20 protein-coding genes are annotated in these 18400 nt (G+C 63.7%); all 20 read right to left on the reverse strand.

Features of this window, described 5'->3' with window-relative positions; all coding sequences use genetic code 11:
- Positions 1-85 precede the first annotated feature (85 nt).
- The 20 genes from flhB to MRBLPB4O_RS20410 all read right to left on the reverse strand — a co-directional run bounded on the left by flhB (position 86) and on the right by MRBLPB4O_RS20410 (position 18338).
- Entirely contained in the window at positions 86-1228 is a 1143-nt protein-coding gene (gene flhB, locus MRBLPB4O_RS20315; protein ID WP_016498562.1) for a flagellar biosynthesis protein FlhB, read from the reverse strand.
- A gap of 2 nt (positions 1229-1230) precedes the next feature.
- Entirely contained in the window at positions 1231-2007 is a 777-nt protein-coding gene (gene fliR, locus MRBLPB4O_RS20320) for a flagellar biosynthetic protein FliR (RefSeq protein WP_016498561.1), read from the reverse strand.
- Between the two features lie 7 nt (positions 2008-2014).
- Entirely contained in the window at positions 2015-2284 is a 270-nt protein-coding gene (fliQ, locus tag MRBLPB4O_RS20325) for a flagellar biosynthesis protein FliQ (protein ID WP_012273497.1), read from the reverse strand.
- 21 nt (positions 2285-2305) lie between these two features.
- Positions 2306-3073, reverse strand: a complete 768-nt coding sequence (fliP, locus tag MRBLPB4O_RS20330; RefSeq protein WP_341796418.1) for a flagellar type III secretion system pore protein FliP — start codon at positions 3071-3073, stop codon at positions 2306-2308.
- A complete protein-coding gene (gene fliO / locus MRBLPB4O_RS20335; protein ID WP_264360260.1) occupies positions 3073-3507 on the reverse strand; it encodes a flagellar biosynthetic protein FliO in 435 nt (144 codons plus the stop codon). Before fliO ends, fliP begins: the two co-directional genes overlap by 1 nt.
- Before the next feature lie 12 nt (positions 3508-3519).
- Positions 3520-3984 carry a flagellar motor switch protein FliN gene (fliN, locus tag MRBLPB4O_RS20340; RefSeq protein ID WP_341796419.1) on the reverse strand — a complete coding sequence of 155 codons (465 nt, stop codon included), beginning with the start codon at positions 3982-3984 and terminating at the stop codon, positions 3520-3522.
- Between the two features lie 47 nt (positions 3985-4031).
- Positions 4032-5000 (reverse strand): flagellar motor switch protein FliM, encoded by a 969-nt coding sequence (gene fliM, locus MRBLPB4O_RS20345; RefSeq protein WP_013973595.1) that lies wholly within the window; start codon positions 4998-5000, stop codon positions 4032-4034.
- A gap of 9 nt (positions 5001-5009) precedes the next feature.
- Entirely contained in the window at positions 5010-5507 is a 498-nt protein-coding gene (fliL, locus tag MRBLPB4O_RS20350; protein ID WP_341796420.1) for a flagellar basal body-associated protein FliL, read from the reverse strand.
- A gap of 185 nt (positions 5508-5692) precedes the next feature.
- Complete coding sequence (locus MRBLPB4O_RS20355; RefSeq protein ID WP_341796421.1) at positions 5693-6949, reverse strand: flagellar hook-length control protein FliK; 1257 nt, start codon at positions 6947-6949, stop codon at positions 5693-5695.
- Positions 6950-7021: 72 nt separating this feature from the next.
- Positions 7022-7369 carry an Hpt domain-containing protein gene (locus tag MRBLPB4O_RS20360; protein WP_341796422.1) on the reverse strand — a complete coding sequence of 116 codons (348 nt, stop codon included), beginning with the start codon at positions 7367-7369 and terminating at the stop codon, positions 7022-7024.
- Between the two features lie 48 nt (positions 7370-7417).
- Positions 7418-9109 (reverse strand): fused response regulator/phosphatase, encoded by a 1692-nt coding sequence (locus MRBLPB4O_RS20365; RefSeq protein ID WP_341796423.1) that lies wholly within the window; start codon positions 9107-9109, stop codon positions 7418-7420.
- Between the two features lie 8 nt (positions 9110-9117).
- Positions 9118-9423, reverse strand: a complete 306-nt coding sequence (locus tag MRBLPB4O_RS20370; RefSeq protein WP_016488428.1) for an STAS domain-containing protein — start codon at positions 9421-9423, stop codon at positions 9118-9120.
- 232 nt (positions 9424-9655) lie between these two features.
- The gene (fliJ, locus tag MRBLPB4O_RS20375) at positions 9656-10108 is read right to left on the reverse strand and encodes a flagellar export protein FliJ (RefSeq protein WP_016498552.1); all 453 of its coding nucleotides are present in this window, start codon (positions 10106-10108) and stop codon (positions 9656-9658) included.
- Between the two features lie 6 nt (positions 10109-10114).
- Complete coding sequence (fliI, locus tag MRBLPB4O_RS20380) at positions 10115-11470, reverse strand: flagellar protein export ATPase FliI (protein ID WP_059394792.1); 1356 nt, start codon at positions 11468-11470, stop codon at positions 10115-10117.
- The gene (gene fliH, locus MRBLPB4O_RS20385) at positions 11460-12254 is read right to left on the reverse strand and encodes a flagellar assembly protein FliH (RefSeq protein ID WP_341796424.1); all 795 of its coding nucleotides are present in this window, start codon (positions 12252-12254) and stop codon (positions 11460-11462) included. Before fliH ends, fliI begins: the two co-directional genes overlap by 11 nt.
- A gap of 178 nt (positions 12255-12432) precedes the next feature.
- The gene (fliG, locus tag MRBLPB4O_RS20390; protein ID WP_016488432.1) at positions 12433-13452 is read right to left on the reverse strand and encodes a flagellar motor switch protein FliG; all 1020 of its coding nucleotides are present in this window, start codon (positions 13450-13452) and stop codon (positions 12433-12435) included.
- Positions 13445-15223 carry a flagellar basal-body MS-ring/collar protein FliF gene (gene fliF, locus MRBLPB4O_RS20395; RefSeq protein ID WP_341796425.1) on the reverse strand — a complete coding sequence of 593 codons (1779 nt, stop codon included), beginning with the start codon at positions 15221-15223 and terminating at the stop codon, positions 13445-13447. The genes fliG and fliF overlap by 8 nt, the downstream gene beginning before the upstream one ends.
- A 15-nt stretch (positions 15224-15238) precedes the next feature.
- Positions 15239-15571, reverse strand: a complete 333-nt coding sequence (fliE, locus tag MRBLPB4O_RS20400; protein ID WP_341796426.1) for a flagellar hook-basal body complex protein FliE — start codon at positions 15569-15571, stop codon at positions 15239-15241.
- Between the two features lie 194 nt (positions 15572-15765).
- Positions 15766-17121, reverse strand: coding sequence for a sigma-54 dependent transcriptional regulator (locus MRBLPB4O_RS20405; RefSeq protein WP_341796427.1), 1356 nt, complete (start codon positions 17119-17121; stop codon positions 15766-15768).
- Positions 17121-18338: an ATP-binding protein gene (locus MRBLPB4O_RS20410; protein ID WP_341796428.1), complete on the reverse strand. Its 1218-nt coding sequence runs from the start codon at positions 18336-18338 to the stop codon at positions 17121-17123. The genes MRBLPB4O_RS20405 and MRBLPB4O_RS20410 overlap by 1 nt, the downstream gene beginning before the upstream one ends.
- Between the last annotated feature and the right edge of the window lie 62 nt (positions 18339-18400).

Raw genomic sequence — 18400 nt, forward strand, 5'->3', positions numbered from 1 at the left:
GAAGATCAACTTCAGCCTTACCGGCCTCTTCGCAGCACAAGGCTGCTCCTACAGGCACCGCGCCGCCTTTAAGGATAACAAGAGGTCAACTGTCGCGGCGCAGGTCCGGCGGGATCGGCAGGTCTTCTTTCAACGGCTCTGGCCGCTTGCCCCTGCCAGCGCGGTACTGGCGAATCTGGAACACATAGGCCAGCACCTGCGCCACGGCCAGGTACAAGCCGGCGGGGATCTCCTGCTCTGGCTCGGTGGAGTAGTAGATCGCCCGCGCCAGCGCCGGCGATTCGAGGATCTGGATCTTGTGCTCCACGCCAATCTCCCGAATCTTCAAGGCCATGAAGTCGGTACCCTTGGCCAGCAGCAACGGTGCCGCCCCGCCCTTCTCCGGATCGTACTGCAGGGCCACCGCATAATGCGTCGGGTTGGTGATGATCACATCGGCCTGCGGCACCGCCGCCATCATGCGCCGCTGCGACATCTCGCGCTGCAGCTGGCGAATGCGTTGCTTGACCTCTGGCTTGCCCTCGCTGTCCTTGTACTCGTCGCGCACTTCCTGCTTGGTCATCTTCATTTTCTTGTGCGTCTGGTACAGCTGGATGGGCACGTCCGCCGCCGCGATCAGCAGCAACCCGGCCGACATCCACAGCGCACTCCAGCCCACCACCTGCAGGCTGTGAATGATCGCCTGCTCCAGCGGTTCGTTGGCAATCGACAGCAATGCCTGGCGGTCGTTGATCAGCACCACCACCGCCACCGCCAGGATCACGAAAAACTTGGCCAACGCCTTGAGCAGCTCGGTCAGGCCATGCATCGAGAACATGCGCTTGAGCCCGGCCAGTGGGTTCATGCGGCTGAATTTTGGCTGCAGCAGGCTGCCAGAGAACAGGAAACCACTGAGGGCAATAGGTGCCACGAAGGAAATCACGAACAGCAGGATCAGCACCGGCTGCACCGCCCATATGGCCATCTTGCCCGAGGCCAGCAGGAAGGCGCCCATGGCCCGCTCGTCGACAATGATGTCGCGGGTCAGGCTGAAGTTGATGCGCATGATGCTCAGCAACGTCTCGGCCATATGACCGCCGAATGCCAGCAGGCCACCCGCGCCAGCCAGGGTCACCGCCACCGTGTTCAGCTCCTTGGAGCGGGCGATCTCACCTTTCTCGCGGGCATCGCGCTTGCGCTTGTCGGTGGGGTCTTCTGTCTTGTCCTGACCGCTCTCGCTTTCTGCCATGCTCAGCGCGCCCTCGCCAGTTCACGCAGCCATTGCAGCGCTTCGCTGGCCAATGCCTGGTAGTGGGACAGCACATCGGCCAGGCCGACCCAGAAAATGAACATACCCATGACCAGGGTCAGCGGAAAACCAATGGAGAAGATGTTCAACTGCGGCGCGGCGCGGGTCATCACGCCGAAGGCAATGTTCACCACCAGCAACGCAGCGATCACCGGCAGGATCAGCAACAGGCCGGCAGAAAATACCCAACCCAGCCGCCCGGCCAGCTCCCAGAACTGGTTGACCACCAGCGCATTGCCCACCGGCAAGGTGGTAAAGCTTTCGGTCAGCACCTCGAACACCACCAGGTGGCCGTTCATCAACAGGAACAGCACGCTCACCAGCATGGTCATGAACTGGCTGATGACCGTGACGTTAACGCCGTTGGCGGGATCGACCATCGAGGCGAAGGCCATGCCCATCTGCACCGCGACGACCTGCCCGGCGATCACGAAAGCCTGGAACAACAACTGCAAGGCCAGGCCGAACAGCGCACCGACAATGATCTGTTCGGCGCACAGCAGCAGGCCGCGCAGGCTCAGCGGGTCGAATTCAGGCAACGGCGGCAGCGCCGGCACGATCACCACGGTAATGGCCACCGCCACGTACAGGCGCACCCGCGCCGGCAGCATGCGCGTGCCAAGGATCGGCATGGTCATCAGCACCGCAGTCACCCTGAACAACGGCAGGATGAAGGTGGCAACCCAAGTGCCGATCTGCGCGTCGGTCAGCTCCAGCATATCCGCGTCAACCGATCAGTTGCGGGATGTTGGTGTAGAGGGTGGTGATGTACTCCATGAACTTCTGCACCAGCCATGGCCCGGCGACGATCAGCGTGATCAGCATCACCAGCAGACGCGGCAGAAAGCTCAGGGTCTGCTCGTTGATCTGGGTGGCGGCCTGGAACATCGCAACCACCAGGCCCACCAACAGGCTCGGTACCACCAGCACGGCGACCATCAGGGTGGTCAGCCACAGGGCATCACGAAACAGGTCGACAGCTACTTCAGGTGTCATCGGCGGCTCTCCTTGACGGCGTCAGACGCCGCCGAAACTGCTGGCCAAGGTACCCATGATCAGCGCCCAGCCATCCACCAGCACGAACAGCATGATCTTGAACGGTAGCGAGATAATCAGCGGCGACAGCATCATCATACCCATGGCCATCAGTACACTCGCCACCACCATGTCGATGATCAGGAACGGGATGAAGATCATGAAACCGATCTGGAACGCGGTTTTCAGCTCGGAGGTGACGAATGCCGGCACCAGGATCGTCAGCGGCACCTGGTCGGGGCCGGCAATGTCGGTGCGCTTTGAAAGGCGCATGAACAGGTCGAGGTCGCTTTGCCGGGTTTGCGCCAGCATGAAGTCCTTGAGCGGAACCTGGGCCTTGTCGATGGCCTGCTGAGCGGTCATCTGCTCCTTGAGGTACGGCTGCAGGGCGTCCGTGTTCACCCGGTCGAACACCGGCGCCATGATGAACATGGTCAGGAACAGTGCCATGCCGGTCAGGATCTGGTTGGACGGTGTCTGCTGAAGGCCCAGGGCCTGACGCAGGATCGAGAACACGATGATGATGCGGGTAAAGCTGGTCATCAGGATGACGAACGCCGGGATGAAGCTGAGCGCCGTCATGATCAGCAGAATCTGCAGGCTGACCGAATACTCCTGCTGCCCGTCCGCCCCGTTGGACAGGGTAATGGCCGGGATCGACAACGGGTCGGCGGCCAGGGCGAGCGGCGCAGCCAGCAGCAGCGCCACACCCAATAAAGAGTTCAACAACGTACGCAGCGGGCCGCTCATCACAACTTGTCCTTAGGGTCCTTGCCCATCAGCTCCATCAGCCGCTGGGCAAATTCCGGCGTTGCCTGACGTGCGCCAGCCGGCACTTCCACAGGTTCGGCCAGCACATGCAAGGCCTCGATGCTACCGGGGGTGTGGCCAATCAGGATCTGCTCCTTGCCCACCTGCACCAGCAGCAGGCGGTCACGCGGGCCGATGGCCCGGCTGCCGACGATCTCGATCACCTGCCCGCCCTTCACCGCCGTGCTCTGCATACGCCGCAGCACCCAGGCCAGGAAGAAAATCAGGCCCACCACCAGCAGCAGGCCGAAGACCATCTGCGCCAACTGGCCGCCAAGGCTGCCAGGCGCCGTCGCCGGGGTCGCCGCGGGCGTGGCCGCGGCCAGGCACGCCTGGCTGGCCAGCAGTGCAGCGAACGCCGCAATGGCGCGCATCGTGCCCTTCACTCAGCGCAGCTTCTTGATACGTTCGCTGGGGCTGATCACGTCGGTCAGGCGAATGCCGAACTTCTCGTTGACCACCACCACTTCGCCATGGGCGATCAGCGTGCCATTGACCAGCACATCGAGCGGCTCGCCAGCCAGGCGGTCCAGCTCGATCACCGAGCCCTGGTTGAGTTGCAGCAGGTTGCGAATGTTGATCTCGGTGCTGCCCACTTCCATGGAGATGTTCACCGGGATGTCCAGGATCACGTCCAGGTTCGGGCCCTCGAGGCTGACGTTTTCGTTCGGCTTCGGCGAGCTGGCGAACTCTTCCATCGGCATGCGGCCACCGCCGCCGTTGCCGGTGTCACCGCCCAGCAGCGCATCGATGTCGGCCTGCCCGGCCGAGCCGGTTTCCTCAAGGGCCGCAGCCCACTCATCGGCCAGCGCCTGGTCCTCTGCGGAGGTGATCTCGTTTTCGTTAGCCATGGTTTCCTCGACAGGCATTCAATTCGTTGTGAGCGACCGGCACGCCGTCAGCGGCGTTCGATCGGGTCGATGATCTGCAGGGCCAGGTTGCCCTTGTGCGAACCCAGCCGCGCCTTGAACGACGGCACACCGTTGGCGCGCAGCACCAGGTGCTCGGGCAGCTCCACCGGGATCACATCACCGGGCTGCATGTGCAGGATGTCGCGCAGTTTCAGCTGGCGGCGAGCGACCGTGGCGGTCAGTGGCACGGCCACATCCAGCACGTCCTCGCGCAGGGCCTTGACCCAGCGCTCGTCCTGGTCGTCCAGGTCGGACTGGAACCCGGCATCGAGCATTTCCCGCACCGGCTCGATCATCGAGTACGGCATGGTCACGTGCAGGTCGCCGCCGCCACCGTCCAGTTCGATGTGGAAGGTGGACACCACCACTGCCTCGCTGGGGCCGACGATGTTGGCCATGGCCGGGTTGACCTCGGAGTTCATGTACTCGAAGGTGACCGGCATGATTGCCTGCCAGGCTTCCTTCAGGTCGACGAAACACTGGTCCAGCACCATGCGCACCACGCGCAGCTCGGTAGGGGTGAATTCGCGGCCTTCGATCTTGGCGTGGCGGCCATCGCCACCGAAGAAGTTGTCCACCAGCTTGAACACCAGTTTGGCATCGAGGATGAACAGCGAGGTGCCGCGCAGCGGCTTGATCTTGACCAGGTTGAGGCTGGTCGGCACGTACAGCGAGTGCACGTATTCGCCGAACTTCATCACCTGTACGCCACCCACGGCCACGTCGGCGGAACGGCGCAGCAGGTTGAACATGCTGATACGGGTGTAACGGGCGAAGCGCTCGTTGATCATTTCCAGGGTCGGCATGCGACCCCGTACGATACGGTCCTGACTGGTCAGGTCGTAGCTTTTGATACTGCCAGGCTCGGATGCACTTTCGGTCTGCACCAGCCCGTCGTCGACGCCGTGCAACAGGGCATCGATTTCATCCTGGGACAGCAGGTCCTGTACGGCCATTGCGGACTCCTACTGCAATACGAAATTGGTGAACAGCAATTGGTCGATGACCGGCTTGCCGACTTCCTTCTGCGCCACTTCCTGGACCACTGCGGTAGCCTTCTGGCGCAACATCTCCTGCCCGACCGGGCTGCTGGCCAGGGTGTCGAAACCTTGCCCGGAGAACATCATCACCAGGTTGTTGCGGATCACCGGCATGTGCACCTTCAGGGCATCCAGGTCAGCCTGGTTGCGCGCCTGCATGGTGATGCTCAGCTGCATGTAGCGCTGGCGGCCATTCTGGTTGAAATTCACCACAAATGCCGGGGTCAGCGCCTCGTAGATCGCCGCTGGCTTGACGTTGCCGGCCACAGGCTCGGCGGCCGGGGCCGAATCGCTCTTGTGCATGATGAACCAGGTAGCGCCCACCGAAAGGCCGATCGCCAGCAACAGGCCTACGACGGCCAGCAGGATCAGTTTGAGTTTGCCTTTAGTGGCGGGGTCTTTGACTGTTTCGCTCTTCGCCATGCCAATAATCCGTCGTCCATCGGGGGTTCAAAGGTGGATGGCTTGGCTTGAGCAAGTGTTATGCCAGAATGAGCCTGGACAGCCTGCGCCGGCTTCTTCGCAGCACAAGGCTGCTCCTACAGGGATTGCATTCCCCTGTAGGAGCAGCCTTGTGCTGCGAAGAGGCCGGTACAGGCGAATGAGTTTCAGGCGTAGTAATCAACCGCACTGTCGCCAACAACCACCTGCTGCTCCACAGGCCGGGCGCCTTCGACGGGCTCGCCCCCGCCCTGCTCCGCCTGCCGCGCCGCCACCCCGGACAGGTTGCTGCCCTGCGCCTGCCCCTGCTGCTGTTGCTGCCCGCGCGACTGGTCGGCCACGTTGACGTCTGGCTGGGCCAGCCCCTGCTGGGCGAACAGTTCGCGCAGGCGGTGCACCTGGCTGTCGAGGGCATCACGCACACCAGCGTGACCGCTGATGAAGGTGACCTGGGTCGACTGGTCCGTCGCAACATTGACGCGAATGTCCAGGCGGCCCAGCTCCGCCGGCTCCAGCTGGATATCCGCCGACTTGAGGTTCTGGCTGGACAGGTACATGACCCGGTTGACCAGGCCCTCGGCCCAGGCACCCTGGTTCATCGGCAATGGCTGGTGTAACGGGCTGGCATTGGCCGGCACGGCGTTGGCGGTCTTGGCCGTGGCCGCCTGGGTCAGGCTGGCCAGGCGATTGGCGAAATCATCGATGCGGGTGTCGCTGCTGGCGCTCTTGGTGTCTTTCAGGCCATCTTCAAGCAAGGCACCAAAGGCCTTGTCACTCGACTCACCCGCTTCACCCTCGCTATTGTCCACCAGATTCGCCAAGGTATTGACGGCCGCCTGCCCATCCTCGCCCTGGGCCCGGGACGGATCCAGCGCATGTGCCGAGGTGCCACCCTTGGCCTGGGCGCTCTGCTCCAAGGCCAGGCGCAAGGTTGGCAGGTTGGCCAACGGGTCGGCATCGGGGTCGAAGGCTTCTTCGGCAGCGGGTTCTTCGGGCAGCGCAGCAACCTGCGCCGTGGCAGCCTGCAGTACCGGCGCAACGGCCTCGGCCTGGGCCTGGATCAGTTGCGCACCAGGCTGGGCGTCGGTGACCTGGCCGGCCACCAGGCTGGCATCACGCAGCCCGGTATCGGCCTGGGCAGCGTCGTCAGCTGGCAATTTATTGCCGTCATCGGCAACCGCAGTTTTGTCGGCGGGGTCTTTCTTGCCACCCGCTGCCGACTCAGGTTTGTCCTTGGGCTTGGCCGAGGCGACCCTGTCATCCTGCCCGGCGGCCTTGTCACGCCCCTGCCTGGCCATCACCTGGCCAAAGCCGTCGCCCTTGTCACCCAGCGCCTGCAGCGGTTTATCCGCCTGCGCGGTGGCCGAACGCGAGGTGCTGGTAATGGCGTTGGCTTGCAACAAAGGGTTGGGTGCGACAGGCATTGAGCGGTCTCCGCGCCAGGAACAGAAAGATCATCCAGCCATAGAGAGGCAAGACTCGCGCCAACTCACACATCAGCCTGCAGAAATACGCTGCTGCTCATCGCGGTAGAAGTGCTGCACCTCGACATATTCCAGATCGATGCGGTTGATCAGGTCTTCGATCCCATACAGCGGGCGCTGCCGCGCACGGTCTTCCAGTTGCTGGCACAGGCAAGCCAAGGCCACGGCGCCCATGTTGCTGCTGCTGCCCCTGAAGCTGTGGGCGGCCGCACCGAGCTCTTCGGCGCTTTTGGCCGCATGCAGCTGGCTCAGGCGCCGTTCAGAGTCGTCGAGAAAGGTTTGCACCAACTGCAGGTAGCCATCCTCCATGACTTCACGCAGGTCACTGAGGACCTTGTGGTCAATATGCATGTCAGTCACTTGTTCACTCCTTGATCAAGCCAGATTATGTCCGAGCCAGCCTGTGGCTCACCATACGAACTCCACATGTGCGCAACGCCCGCCTTCGCTCCAGCGGGCATTGCTGGCCAGCCGCTGAATCAGGTTCAGGCCACGCCCGCTCAGGCCCTGCGCCAGCGACGGCCGCGACAGCACACGCTGCACATCGAACCCGACGCCACTGTCGAGCACCTCGATCATCAGACGCCCGCCCTCGGCGTGCGGTTCAACCCTGAAGTCGATGCGCACGAAACCGTCGCTCAACGCACCCAGCCGCCGGGCGCGCTCCTGATAATAGTCGGCGAACCCCTGCACATCGCGCTTGAGCTGCGAATCCAGGCCCAGCACACCATGCTCCAGTGCATTGGAATACAGCTCGCTGAGCACTGCGTGCAGGCTGCCGGTGCGCGCCCGCAGGCCGTGAATTTCCTGCAACAACTGCACCAGATACGGCACCGGGTTGAAGCTCTTGAGGCTCTCACCACGTACCTCGAACCTCAGCGACCAGTCCAGCGGGCTGGAACGGCCGCTATCAGAGTAGATCATCGGCGCCGGCACCCGCTCCTCAGCGCTGAACATGCGGATATCGCACAGGCTGATGTCATCACGCGGGTGCCCGCCAAATTGCTCCAGCGCCTGCATGACTTCATCGAACAGCTGCGCAGGGTCGCGATTGTCGGCCAGCACCGCACGCAAACGCTCCACGCCGAATAACCGTTCCTGGTCATCGGCGGTGTCCAGCACGCCGTCCGACAACAGCAACAAGCGCTCGCCCGGTGCCAACGGCAGCACTTCAGTGCTGTCATCGAAACGCTCTGCAGCCAGGATACCCAGCGGCAGGTGCCGAGAGCTCAGTGATGATAGCATATGGCCATTTACCGACAGGCGATAGCCATCGGGCATGCCCCCGTTCCACACCTCGACCGAACCGCGCTGCAAACTGAGGTCGAGCAGCAGTGCACAGCAGAACATGTCCACCGGCAGGATGCGTTTGAGCTTGGCGTTCATCTCGCGCAGGATCTGCGCCATGCCGTAGCCCTTGGCGGTCATGCCGTAGAACACTTCGGCCAGCGGCATCGCCCCTACCGCCGCTGGCAGACCATGGCCGGTGAAATCGCCAAGCAGCACACGCATGTCACCGGCCGGCGTGAACGCGGCCAGCATCAGGTCGCCATTGAACAGCGCATAGGGCGATTGCAGGTAGCGGATGTTAGGGGAAGAAAGGCAGCCGGAGTGGGCCACCTTGTCGAATACCGCCTTGGCCACCCGCTGCTCGTTGAGCAGGTAATGGTGGTGCCGGGTAATCTGGTCACGCTGCTCCAGCACGGTAGCCTGCAGCCGGCGCAGGCGGTCCATGGCGCGGATCTTGGCACCGAGGATCACCGCACTGTAGGGCTTGGCCATGAAGTCATCGCCCCCGGCCTCCAGGCAGCGCACCAGGCCCTCTTCCTCATTCAGCGACGTCAGGAAAATGATCGGCACCAGCGCCTCGCCGGCCAGAGCCTTGATCTGCCGCGCCGCCTCGAAGCCATCCATCACCGGCATCAGCGCATCCAGCAGCACCAGCTGCGGGCGCCGCTCGACGAACAGCGCCACCGCCTGCTCGCCGTTTTCTGCGGTGAATACCTGATGGCCCTGGCGGCGCACGATCTGCGCCAGCAGCATTCTGTCGGCGGCCCCGTCTTCGGCGACCAGCACGGTCAACGCCTGTTGGGGCGGCATGTCGGCGCTCAACTGATGTCGAACAGTTTTTCGAAATTGGAGATGGCGAGGATCTTGCGCACATCGGAGCTGGCATGCACCACGCGCACATCCGACTCATCGCCGCCCGCATGGTCCCTCAGCAACAGCAGCATGCCGAGCGCGGAACTGTCGAGGTAGGTGGTGTCTTTCAGGTCGACGATTACCGAATCGGGCCGATAGGGCTGGCGTTCGTAGGCGTCACGAAATTCCTGATGTTTGCCGAAATCGAAGCGCCCCTTGATCTTGATCGTCAGCTTTTTCCCTTCCTGCGAAAAATCAGTCTCGACTGCCATGCTAGCGATTCCTTCGATGATGGCGGATGCAACTCCATTAAGGTTTAGCAGGCGATGGCATGGGTGGCAAGCACATGGTTCCAGCAGGCGACGCGACCCCTTGTAGGAGCAGCCTTGTGCTGCGAAGAGGCCGGTAACGCCAAAGATTATCTTTGGCTGCAATGGCCTCTTCGCAGCACAAGGCTGCTCCTACAGGGGCACGCGGTAGCCTGATTGATGGTGCAAGACAGGATTAAAAATGGTTTTGGCGGGGCAGGCGCTGCGACAGTTCGTCCAGCAACCGCTGCTCACGCTTGTCTTCGGCGCGCCGGGCTTCGTCCATGTAGCGCTGCACCAGCTTGCGCAAACCCTCTACCCGGGCATAGGCCTGCTGCCAGGTGCCACGGGCGTTGTTGAGGTTGTTCTGGTGCCACACCAGGCTCTGGCGCTGCTGGGTCATGGCCGTTTCCAGCTGCCCCAGAAAACGCTGGTAGTTGACCAGCCAGCTGCCATTGACCCCCTGCCCGCCGCGGTTGATCCACTGCAGCTGGTAATCCTCACGAAACCGTTCGAGTTCAGCCAGCTTGGCCTGGGACGTGGCCACCTGCTGCTGGAAATGCCCCAGGCGCTGGGCTGCCTTGCGCTCGGCTTCCTCGGCCATGTCCACCACCGGCGCCAGGCGCGCAGCGCGTCCGGGCAGCGCCATGGCCTATCAGCCCGCCGGGGGCGTGAAGATCGCCCCCAGCTGTTCGCGGCTCTGCGCCATGCCCACATTCTCCTGCAGGCCTTGGCGCAGAAACTCCACCAGCTTCGATTGCAAGGCAATGGCCAGGTCGGTTTCCGGGTCGCCGCCGGCCACATAGGCGCCCACGCTGATCAGGTCGCGGCTTTGCGACAGGCGCGACCACAATTGCTTGAACTTCTGCGCCTGGCGCAAGTGGTCGGCATCGACCACCTGGGGCATCACCCGGCTGATCGAGGCTTCGATGTCGATGGCCGGGTAATGGCCCTCTTCGGCCAGCCGGCGCGACAGCACGAAGTGGCCGTCGAGCACACCGCGCGCCGAGTCGGCGATCGGGTCCTGCTGGTCATCACCTTCGGACAACACGGTATAGAACGCGGTAATCGAACCACCGCCCGCCTCGCCATTGCCCGCCCGCTCCACCAGCTTGGGCAGCTTGGCGAATACAGACGGCGGGTAACCCCGGGTGGCCGGCGGCTCGCCGATGGCCAGGGCAATTTCACGCTGGGCCTGGGCGAAACGGGTGAGCGAGTCCATCAGCAACAGCACGTTCTTGCCCTTGTCGCGGAAGTACTCAGCGATGCGCGTGCAATACATGGCAGCGCGCAGGCGCATCAGCGGCGCATCGTCGGCAGGCGAAGCCACCACTACCGAACGCTTGAGGCCCTCTTCACCCAGGATGTGCTCGATGAACTCCTTCACCTCACGGCCCCGCTCACCGATCAGGCCAACCACGATGATTTCGGCTTCGGTGAAGCGGGTCATCATGCCCAGCAACACCGACTTACCTACGCCAGTACCGGCAAACAGGCCCAGGCGCTGGCCGCGACCGACGGTCAGCAGGCCATTGATGCTGCGAATGCCCACGTCCAGCGGCTTGCTGATGGGGTCACGGTTGAGCGGGTTGATCACAGGGCCGTCCATCGGCACCCAGTCCTCGGCCTTCATCCCGCCCTTGCCATCCAGCGCGCGGCCGGCGCCGTCCAGCACACGGCCGAGCATGCTCATACCCATGGGCAGCCGACCGCCGTCATCCAGCGGCACCACCCGGGCGCCGGGGGCGATACCGACAATGCTGCCGACGGGCATGAGGAACACCTTGGGCCCGGCAAAGCCCATGACTTCGGCTTCTACCTGGACCGGGTGGTAGCTGTCGTCGTTGATCACCAGGCAGCGGCTTCCCACCGCGGCGCGCAGGCCTTCGGCCTCCAGGGTGAGCCCGACCATGCGCAGCAGGCGGCCTTCGACGATGGGCTGGGACGGCAGCTCGATGGCCTCGGCATAACTGCCCAGGCGTTTGCCGAAGCTGGTGCGCTTAAGGTGCATCAGGGCTTTCCACCGAACGCTCTACGGGGGCGTCCAGGTCTACCGACATGTCTGGCGCCGCCGGGTGCAGGGAATGGTCGTGCAACTGGTCGAACAGCTGCGCCACGGTTTTCTCGATGCGCGTTTCCATGGTCGCATCGATGCGGCTATGGGCAGTTTCGATACGGCAGCCCCCCGGTAGCAGTGCGCTGTCTTCCAGCAACCGCCAGTTTTCCTCGTGGCGTTCGCGCAGGGCCTTGGCCAGCTCGAAGTCCTGCGGGTTGAGGTGGATGCGGATATTGTCCGCGCCCATGGGCAGCAGCTTCAATGCTTCGCGCAGCACCTGGGTAATCTGGCTGGAGTCGTTGTGCAATTCGCGGCCGATCACCTGGCGAGTCATGTGCGCCACAAGGTGCACGAGGGTTTTCTCGATCTGGGTGTCTTGCTCGGCGATCGGCTCCATCAGGTTGGCCATCAGTTGCTCAAGGCTGTCGAGCTTGGCCTTCAGGGCCGCTTCGGCCTCTTGGCGCACCTTGAGCTGGGTGCTGTGAAAGCCCTCTCGCTCGCCGGTGGCGAAACCTTCGTTGTAGGCTTCCTGGCGGATGGCCTCGAGCTCTTCCAGGGTGAGCGGCTGGACTTCTTCCAGCGGCACTTCCTCGATTTCTTCCTCGACCGGCTCGGGCTCCGGCTCAGGCTCGGGTACGGGCTCTGGCTCCGGGTCGAAGCTGGGCAGCGTCCACACATCCACGCCCTCGAGGTCGCGGGCGCGGATCAGGTCGCTGGGGTGATGTTCTTTGCTGGACATGTTTTAAAGTACTCAACAAGCATGTTCGACCCATAAGGGCCTTGTGGGAGCTGGCTTGCCGGCGATCAAGGGCGCAGCCCTTGCCATGCAACGACTCTGCCTGGGCTGGCCTCATCGCCGGCAAGCCAGCTCCCACAATGACCGCACCAGCCCCACCATTTTTTCCTGACCTGATGGATCAGATCATTTCCTCGGCACCCTTGCCGCCGAGCACGATCTCGCCGGCCTCGGCCATGCGGCGGGCGATGGTGAGGATTTCCTTCTGCGCCGTTTCCACGTCGCTGACCCGCACCGGCCCCTTGGCCTCCAGGTCGTCGCGCAGCAGTTCGGAGGCACGTTTGGACATGTTCTTGAAAATCTTGTCCTTGACCCGCTCGTCGGCGCCCTTGAGCGACACCACCAGCACGTCGGATGACACTTCGCGCAGCAGCGCCTGGATGCCACGGTCGTCGACGTCGGCCAGGTTGTTGAAGACGAACATCAGGTCTTCGATCTGTTCCGACAGGTCGCTGTCGACTTCGCGGATCGCATCCATCAGTGCACCTTCCACGGAGCTGTCCAGGAAGTTCATGATGTCGGCAGCGCGCTTGATGCCGCCCAAGGTGGTGCGCGCGGCGTTGGAGTTGCCCGAGAACTGCTTCTCGAGGATCTGGTTCAACTCTTTCAGCGCCGCCGGCTGCACGGTGTTCAGCGACGACACGCGCAAGACGATGTCCAGGCGCACCTTGTGGTCGAAGTTGCTCAGCACTTCGCCGGCCTGGTCAGGGTCGAGGTAAGCGACCACGATTGCCTGGATCTGCGGGTGCTCGTAGCGGATCACGTCGGCTACCGCGCGCGGTTCCATCCATTTCAGGCTGTCCAGGCCACTGGTGTTGCCACCCAGCAGGATGCGGTCGACCAGGCCATTGGCCTTGTCCTCGCCCAGGGCCTGGTTGAGCATCTTGCGGATGTAGGCATCGGACCCCACGCCCAGGCTGGTCTGGTCGCCGACAATGTCGACGAACTCGCTCATTACCTGCTCGACCTGGTCACGGTGCACATTACCCATCTGCGCCATGGCCACACCCACCCGCTGCACTTCCTTGGGGCCCATGTGGCGCAGCACCTGGGCCGCATCGGTCTCGCCCAGCGAAAGCAGCAGGATTGCCGCCTTGTCGACACGGCTCAGCTTGGCGGTAACGGCTCGGTTATCACTCATCGGCGTTGATCCAGTCTTTGACGACCTGGGCTACACGGCCCGGGTCTTCGGCCACCAGGCCTTTGATTGCGTTGAGCTGTGCCTCGTAACCCTCGCTCGGGCTAGGCAGCAGAATGCTTGTCGGGCCACCCAGGCTGACGCGGTCGTTGGCCAGTTCGCCATCCAACCCCACCATGCCGCCCAGCTCCATGTCGCTATCCGAAGCGGCCTGCTTGCCGCCCCCTGTGATGTTGTTGAGCACCGGCCGCAGCACGCCGAACACCAGTACCAGAATGAACACCACGCCCAGCACTTGCTTGACGATGTCCCAGAACCACGGCTGCTGGTAGAAGGCGATATCGGCAATTTCTTCGTTACGGTCGGCGGCAAATGGCACGTTGATCACCGTCACGCTGTCACCACGGCTGGCGTCGAAGCCGACCGCGTCCTGCACCAGGCGGGTGAAGCGCGCCAGGTCTTCGGCGGCCCACGGTGCACGGCTGGTGTTGCCGGTGGCCGGGTCGATCTTGACCTGGTCGTCTACCACCACTGCCACCGACAGGCGGGTCATGCGCCCCTGCTGCTGGCGGGTGTGGCTGATGGAGCGGTCCAGCTCGAAGTTCTTGGTGCTTTGCTGGCGTTTGTCCGACGGGTACGGTGCGAGCATCGGCTGGCCGGTGGCCGGGTCCATGATCTGCTGGCCGTTCGCATCCACCAGCGGCTGGCCAGGCTGAATGGCTGCGGCCGGGGTAGCGGCGCCACCGGTGGTTTGCGGTGCCGAAGCGGCGCCTGGCGGCTGGTTGCTCAGCGCGCCAGGCACACCTTGCGGGCCCTGGGTGCTGGCGCGTTGCTCGTCAACCGACTGCTCGCTGCGCAGCGCCGGCTGGTCGGGGTTGAACTGCTCGGCAGTCGACTCGACGGCACTGAAGTCCAGGTCGGCGGACACTTCGGCCTTGTATCGGTCATTGCCCAGGACAGGCTGCAAGATGTTGCGCACGCGCTGGGTAAGCATGCTTTCCATACGGCGGCTGTAGTCGTACTGCTTGCCGGCCTCAGTCAGGGCAGAGTCCTGCAGCTGCTCGGACAGCAAGTTACCTTTCTGGTCGACCACGGTGACCTGGGATTTGTCCAGCTCCGGCACACTGGTCGCCACCAGGTTGACGATGGCCGACACCTGACCGGCTTCCAGGGCACGGCCCGGGTACAGCTCGACCAGTACCGAGGCGCTAGGCTTGCGGTCGTCGCGCACGAACACAGAGCTTTTCGGGATGGCCAGGTGCACGCGTGCGGCCTTGACGTTGTTCAGGCTGGAAACGGTACGCGCCAGCTCGCCTTCCAGGCTGCGGCGGTAGCGAGTGGCTTCCATGAACTGGCTGGTGCCCAGCCCCTGCTCCTTGTCGAGCAGTTCGAAACCGACGTTGCCATCGCTGGGCGCCACGCCGGCGGCCGCCAGTTTCAGGCGGGCACGGGAGAGGTCGTCGGCCTTGACCAGCAGAGCACCGGAGTTGGGCTCGACGTTATAGGGGATGTCAGCAGCACCCAGGGTGTCCATGACCTGCTTGGTGTCCATGCCCGACAGGCTGCCGTACAGCGGACGGTAATCGGGTTGTTGCGACCACAGCACCACGGCAAAGCCGATTGCCACGCTGGCCGCCAGGCCGACCATGAGGCCGACTTGGCGCAGCATGGGCATCTGCGCGATGTTTTCCAGGAACGACATACCTGGCAGCGGGCGCTTGGCCGCTGCCGGGCCCGTCTTGGCGGGGGGGTTGTCGACGACTGCTTCAGCCATGGTCTACTTCCGTCCTCAAACCGGCATCTGCATAATGTCCTGGTACGCCTGTACCAGTTTGTTGCGTACCTGGGTCATGGCCTGCATCGACACACTGGCCTTTTGCGAAGCGATCATCACGTCGGTCAGGTCGACGCCGCTCTTGCCGATCTCGAAGGCATTGGCCAGCTGGGTCGATGCCTGCTGGGTCTCATGCACCTTGCCGATGGCCTGGCCAAGCATGTCGGCAAAAGTACTCTGCCCCGGCGCCAGCTCGGGGGCGGCGGCGACCTTGGGCAGCGACATGGCATCGGCCTGCATGGCCCGCATGTCCAGCATCAGACGATTGAATTCAACACCTTGGCTCATGACCCTTCTCTCTCCTGCGGCCGCATTTTTTTGACACTCATGCGGCGAATAGCCTACGTAAAGCAACAAAGGTGCCAGCCTTTGCGACTAATTTCCCAGGCATCACACAATTCCTGTGGGAGCGGCTTCGCGCCCCTTTCGCGACACAAGGCCGCTCCCACAGAGGTCCGCGCCAGTTGCAGATGATTTGCCTGTCAGCCGAACAGGCTGGCCTCGACGTCGAACCCGGCATCGCGCATCTGCGCCAGCTTGTAACGCAAGGTGCGCGGGCTGATGCCCAGGCGCTCGGCCGCCTCTTTGCGCCGACCGCGCTCGGCGCGCAGGGTATCGATGATCATCTGGTACTCATGGCGGCGCATGTCATCGCCCAGCCCGCTGGCCTCGGCAGTGGCTTCAAGTGATGGCGACGTGCCAGCCGACAAGGGAATGGCGCCTGCCAGACAAAAATCCGCCGCCTCGATCACCCCACCCTGCTGCAGGATCAGCGCCCGCTGAAGCGCGTTGTCCAGTTCACGCACGTTGCCCGGCCAGGCATAGGCCTGCAGGCAAGCCCGGGCCTGCGGCGACAGGCGTACCGGGGCGTGTTTCATCTTGGCCGCATGGCGCGCCAGCAGGCGCTCGGCCAGTTGCAGGATGTCGCCCGGGCGCTCACGCAACGGGCACCAAGCCAGGGGGAACACTGACAGGCGGTAGAACAGGTCTTCACGGAAGCGCCCGGCCGCTACTTCGCCGGCCAGGTCGCGGTTGGTCGTGGCCAGCACGCGGATATCCAGGCTGATCGGCTTGCGCCCGCCCACCCGTTCCACTTCGCGCTCCTGCAGCACACGCAGCAGCTTGGCCTGCAAGGCCATTGGCATTTCCGAGATTTCGTCGAGCAGCAGGGTACCGCCTTCGGCCTGCTCGAACTTGCCGGCCTGGGCGGCGATGGCACCGGTGAAGGCACCCTTTTCATGGCCGAACAGGGTGGCTTCGAGCATGTTGTCGGGGATGGCCGCGCAGTTGATTGCCACAAAGGGCTGCGCCGCCCTCGGCGACTGCTGGTGAATGTAGCGCGCCAGCACTTCCTTGCCGGTGCCCGACTCACCAGAAATCAGCACGGTCGAGTCACTGCGCGCCACGCGTGCGGCCAACTCCAGCAACTGGCGGCTGGCCGGCTCACAGGCCACCGGGCCCTCGTCAGCGGACACCCGCCCGGCGGCATGCCGCTCGACCAGGCTGAGCAGCGCCTTTGGCTCGAACGGTTTGACCAGATAGTCGGCAGCACCTTGGCGCATTGCTTCGACGGCACGCTCGACGGCGGCGTGCGCCGTCATCAACAGCACCGGCAGCTGAGGTTGCTGGCGGCGCAACTGGCTCAACAACTGATGCCCGTCCATACCGGGCATGTTCACATCGCTGACCACCAGGCTGAAGGCATCATCCACCACCGCCTCCAGCGCTTCTTCGGCACTGCCCACTGCCTGGTAGGCGAAACCGCCGATTTCCAGGGTATCGCCCAGCGCCTGGCGCAATACGCGGTCGTCCTCGACCAGCAGCACCTTGATTGCCATTACACCCCCTCCGCCAATTGCCCGTCGATCAACGGCAGCTCTACCCGCACGCAGGTGCCTCGGCCCACCTTCGAGCGCAGGCTGATAGCGCCCTGATGCGCACGCACCACAGCCTTGACCACCGCCAGGCCGAGGCCGGTGCCAGTGGCCTTGGTGGTGAGAAACGGCTCGCCAAGGCGCGCCAACAACTCGGCGGCGATACCGCTGCCGGCGTCACTGACACACAGATGCAGGGTGCGCTCGCGACGGAACAGGTGCACCTTCAAGCGCGCTGGGCCGTCGCTGGCCTGCAGGGCATTTTCGATCAGGTTGAGCAAGGCGCCGACCAGGGTGTCGCGATTGCACAGCAGCTCACCCAGATGGCTGTCGCACTGCCAGCGCACGGTGTGCCCCTGCACATGCGCCTGAGCCGCCTGCTGCAGGGCCTGGAAAAGGGCTTTTGGGGTAACCCGATCACCCAGCGGCAACTCGCCACGGGCGAACACCAGCATGTCACGCACCTGGTGCTCCAGCTCGTGCAGGCGCTCCTTCAAGGTACCGGCGAAGCGCTGGCGGGTTTCCGGGCTCAGCTGTTGCTCGCTGTCAGCGAGGTGGCTGGCGTAGAGCATGGCGGCCGACAGCGGCGTGCGGATCTGGTGCGCCAGCGAGGCGACCATGCGCCCCAACGACGACAGGCGCTCGTGGCGGGCCAGTTGGTCTTGCAGGCGACGGGTTTCAGTCAGGTCGTTGAGCAGCACCAGCTGGCCGGGTTCGGCATCCAGCGAGCGGGTGGCGATGGACAGCCGGCGGCCGTCGCGCAGCGAGATTTCATGGCCATCGTCCTTGCGTGGTGCAAAGCTGCGGGCGATCACCTGACGCCATAACTCGCCGATCAGCGGTTCGCCGAGCAGTTCGCAGGCAGCCGGGTTGGCTTCACGTACAAGGCCATGGCCATCGATCACGATCACCCCGCCAGGCAGCAGGTCCAGCAGGTTCTGCAGACGGTTGGCCAGGCGTTCCTTTTCGCTCAGTTCCTCGATGCGCTGGGCACTGACCACGGCCAGCTCGCCTTTGAGTTCACTGACCCGGGCTTCGAGCAGGCTGTAGGACTGGCTGAGTTGGCTGGATACCTGATTGAACAGGGCGAAGGCTTGCTCGATACCCTGGTGGCTGTCCTGCTCGATCGGGGTCTGCCCCTGATGATCGGGGGCTCGGGTTACGTGGGCGGCCTGGGGCATCGTGCTCTCTCGCGTGGCTGACCGTCATAAAAACGGTGTGTTGCCAGCGGTGTAGCAATAGC

Origin of the sequence: Pseudomonas sp. LPB4.O, from assembly GCF_038383825.1 — a bacterium.
Classification (GTDB): Bacteria; Pseudomonadota; Gammaproteobacteria; order Pseudomonadales; family Pseudomonadaceae; genus Aquipseudomonas; species Aquipseudomonas putida.

Excerpts from the sequence above, each read along its gene's own strand:
- fliJ (WP_016498552.1), bottom strand. The coding sequence starts at position 10,108 with ATGGCGCTGCCCGGACGCGCTGCGCGCCTGGCGCCGGTGGTGGACATG.
- MRBLPB4O_RS20355 (WP_341796421.1), bottom strand. The coding sequence starts at position 6,949 with ATGCCTGTCGCACCCAACCCTTTGTTGCAAGCCAACGCCATTACCAGC.
- MRBLPB4O_RS20365 (WP_341796423.1), bottom strand. The coding sequence starts at position 9,109 with ATGCCGCCCCAACAGGCGTTGACCGTGCTGGTCGCCGAAGACGGGGCC.
- fliN (WP_341796419.1), bottom strand. The coding sequence starts at position 3,984 with ATGGCTAACGAAAACGAGATCACCTCCGCAGAGGACCAGGCGCTGGCC.
- fliO (WP_264360260.1), bottom strand. The coding sequence starts at position 3,507 with ATGCGCGCCATTGCGGCGTTCGCTGCACTGCTGGCCAGCCAGGCGTGC.
- flhB (WP_016498562.1), bottom strand. The coding sequence starts at position 1,228 with ATGGCAGAAAGCGAGAGCGGTCAGGACAAGACAGAAGACCCCACCGAC.
- fliG (WP_016488432.1), bottom strand. The coding sequence starts at position 13,452 with ATGAGTGATAACCGAGCCGTTACCGCCAAGCTGAGCCGTGTCGACAAG.
- fliM (WP_013973595.1), bottom strand. The coding sequence starts at position 5,000 with ATGGCCGTACAGGACCTGCTGTCCCAGGATGAAATCGATGCCCTGTTG.
- fliF (WP_341796425.1), bottom strand. The coding sequence starts at position 15,223 with ATGGCTGAAGCAGTCGTCGACAACCCCCCCGCCAAGACGGGCCCGGCA.
- fliE (WP_341796426.1), bottom strand. The coding sequence starts at position 15,571 with ATGAGCCAAGGTGTTGAATTCAATCGTCTGATGCTGGACATGCGGGCC.
- MRBLPB4O_RS20405 (WP_341796427.1), bottom strand. The coding sequence starts at position 17,121 with ATGGCAATCAAGGTGCTGCTGGTCGAGGACGACCGCGTATTGCGCCAG.
- fliR (WP_016498561.1), bottom strand. The coding sequence starts at position 2,007 with ATGCTGGAGCTGACCGACGCGCAGATCGGCACTTGGGTTGCCACCTTC.
- fliQ (WP_012273497.1), bottom strand. The coding sequence starts at position 2,284 with ATGACACCTGAAGTAGCTGTCGACCTGTTTCGTGATGCCCTGTGGCTG.
- fliL (WP_341796420.1), bottom strand. The coding sequence starts at position 5,507 with ATGGCGAAGAGCGAAACAGTCAAAGACCCCGCCACTAAAGGCAAACTC.
- fliP (WP_341796418.1), bottom strand. The coding sequence starts at position 3,073 with ATGAGCGGCCCGCTGCGTACGTTGTTGAACTCTTTATTGGGTGTGGCG.
- MRBLPB4O_RS20410 (WP_341796428.1), bottom strand. The coding sequence starts at position 18,338 with ATGCCCCAGGCCGCCCACGTAACCCGAGCCCCCGATCATCAGGGGCAG.
- fliI (WP_059394792.1), bottom strand. The coding sequence starts at position 11,470 with ATGCACCTTAAGCGCACCAGCTTCGGCAAACGCCTGGGCAGTTATGCC.
- MRBLPB4O_RS20370 (WP_016488428.1), bottom strand. The coding sequence starts at position 9,423 with ATGGCAGTCGAGACTGATTTTTCGCAGGAAGGGAAAAAGCTGACGATC.
- fliH (WP_341796424.1), bottom strand. The coding sequence starts at position 12,254 with ATGTCCAGCAAAGAACATCACCCCAGCGACCTGATCCGCGCCCGCGAC.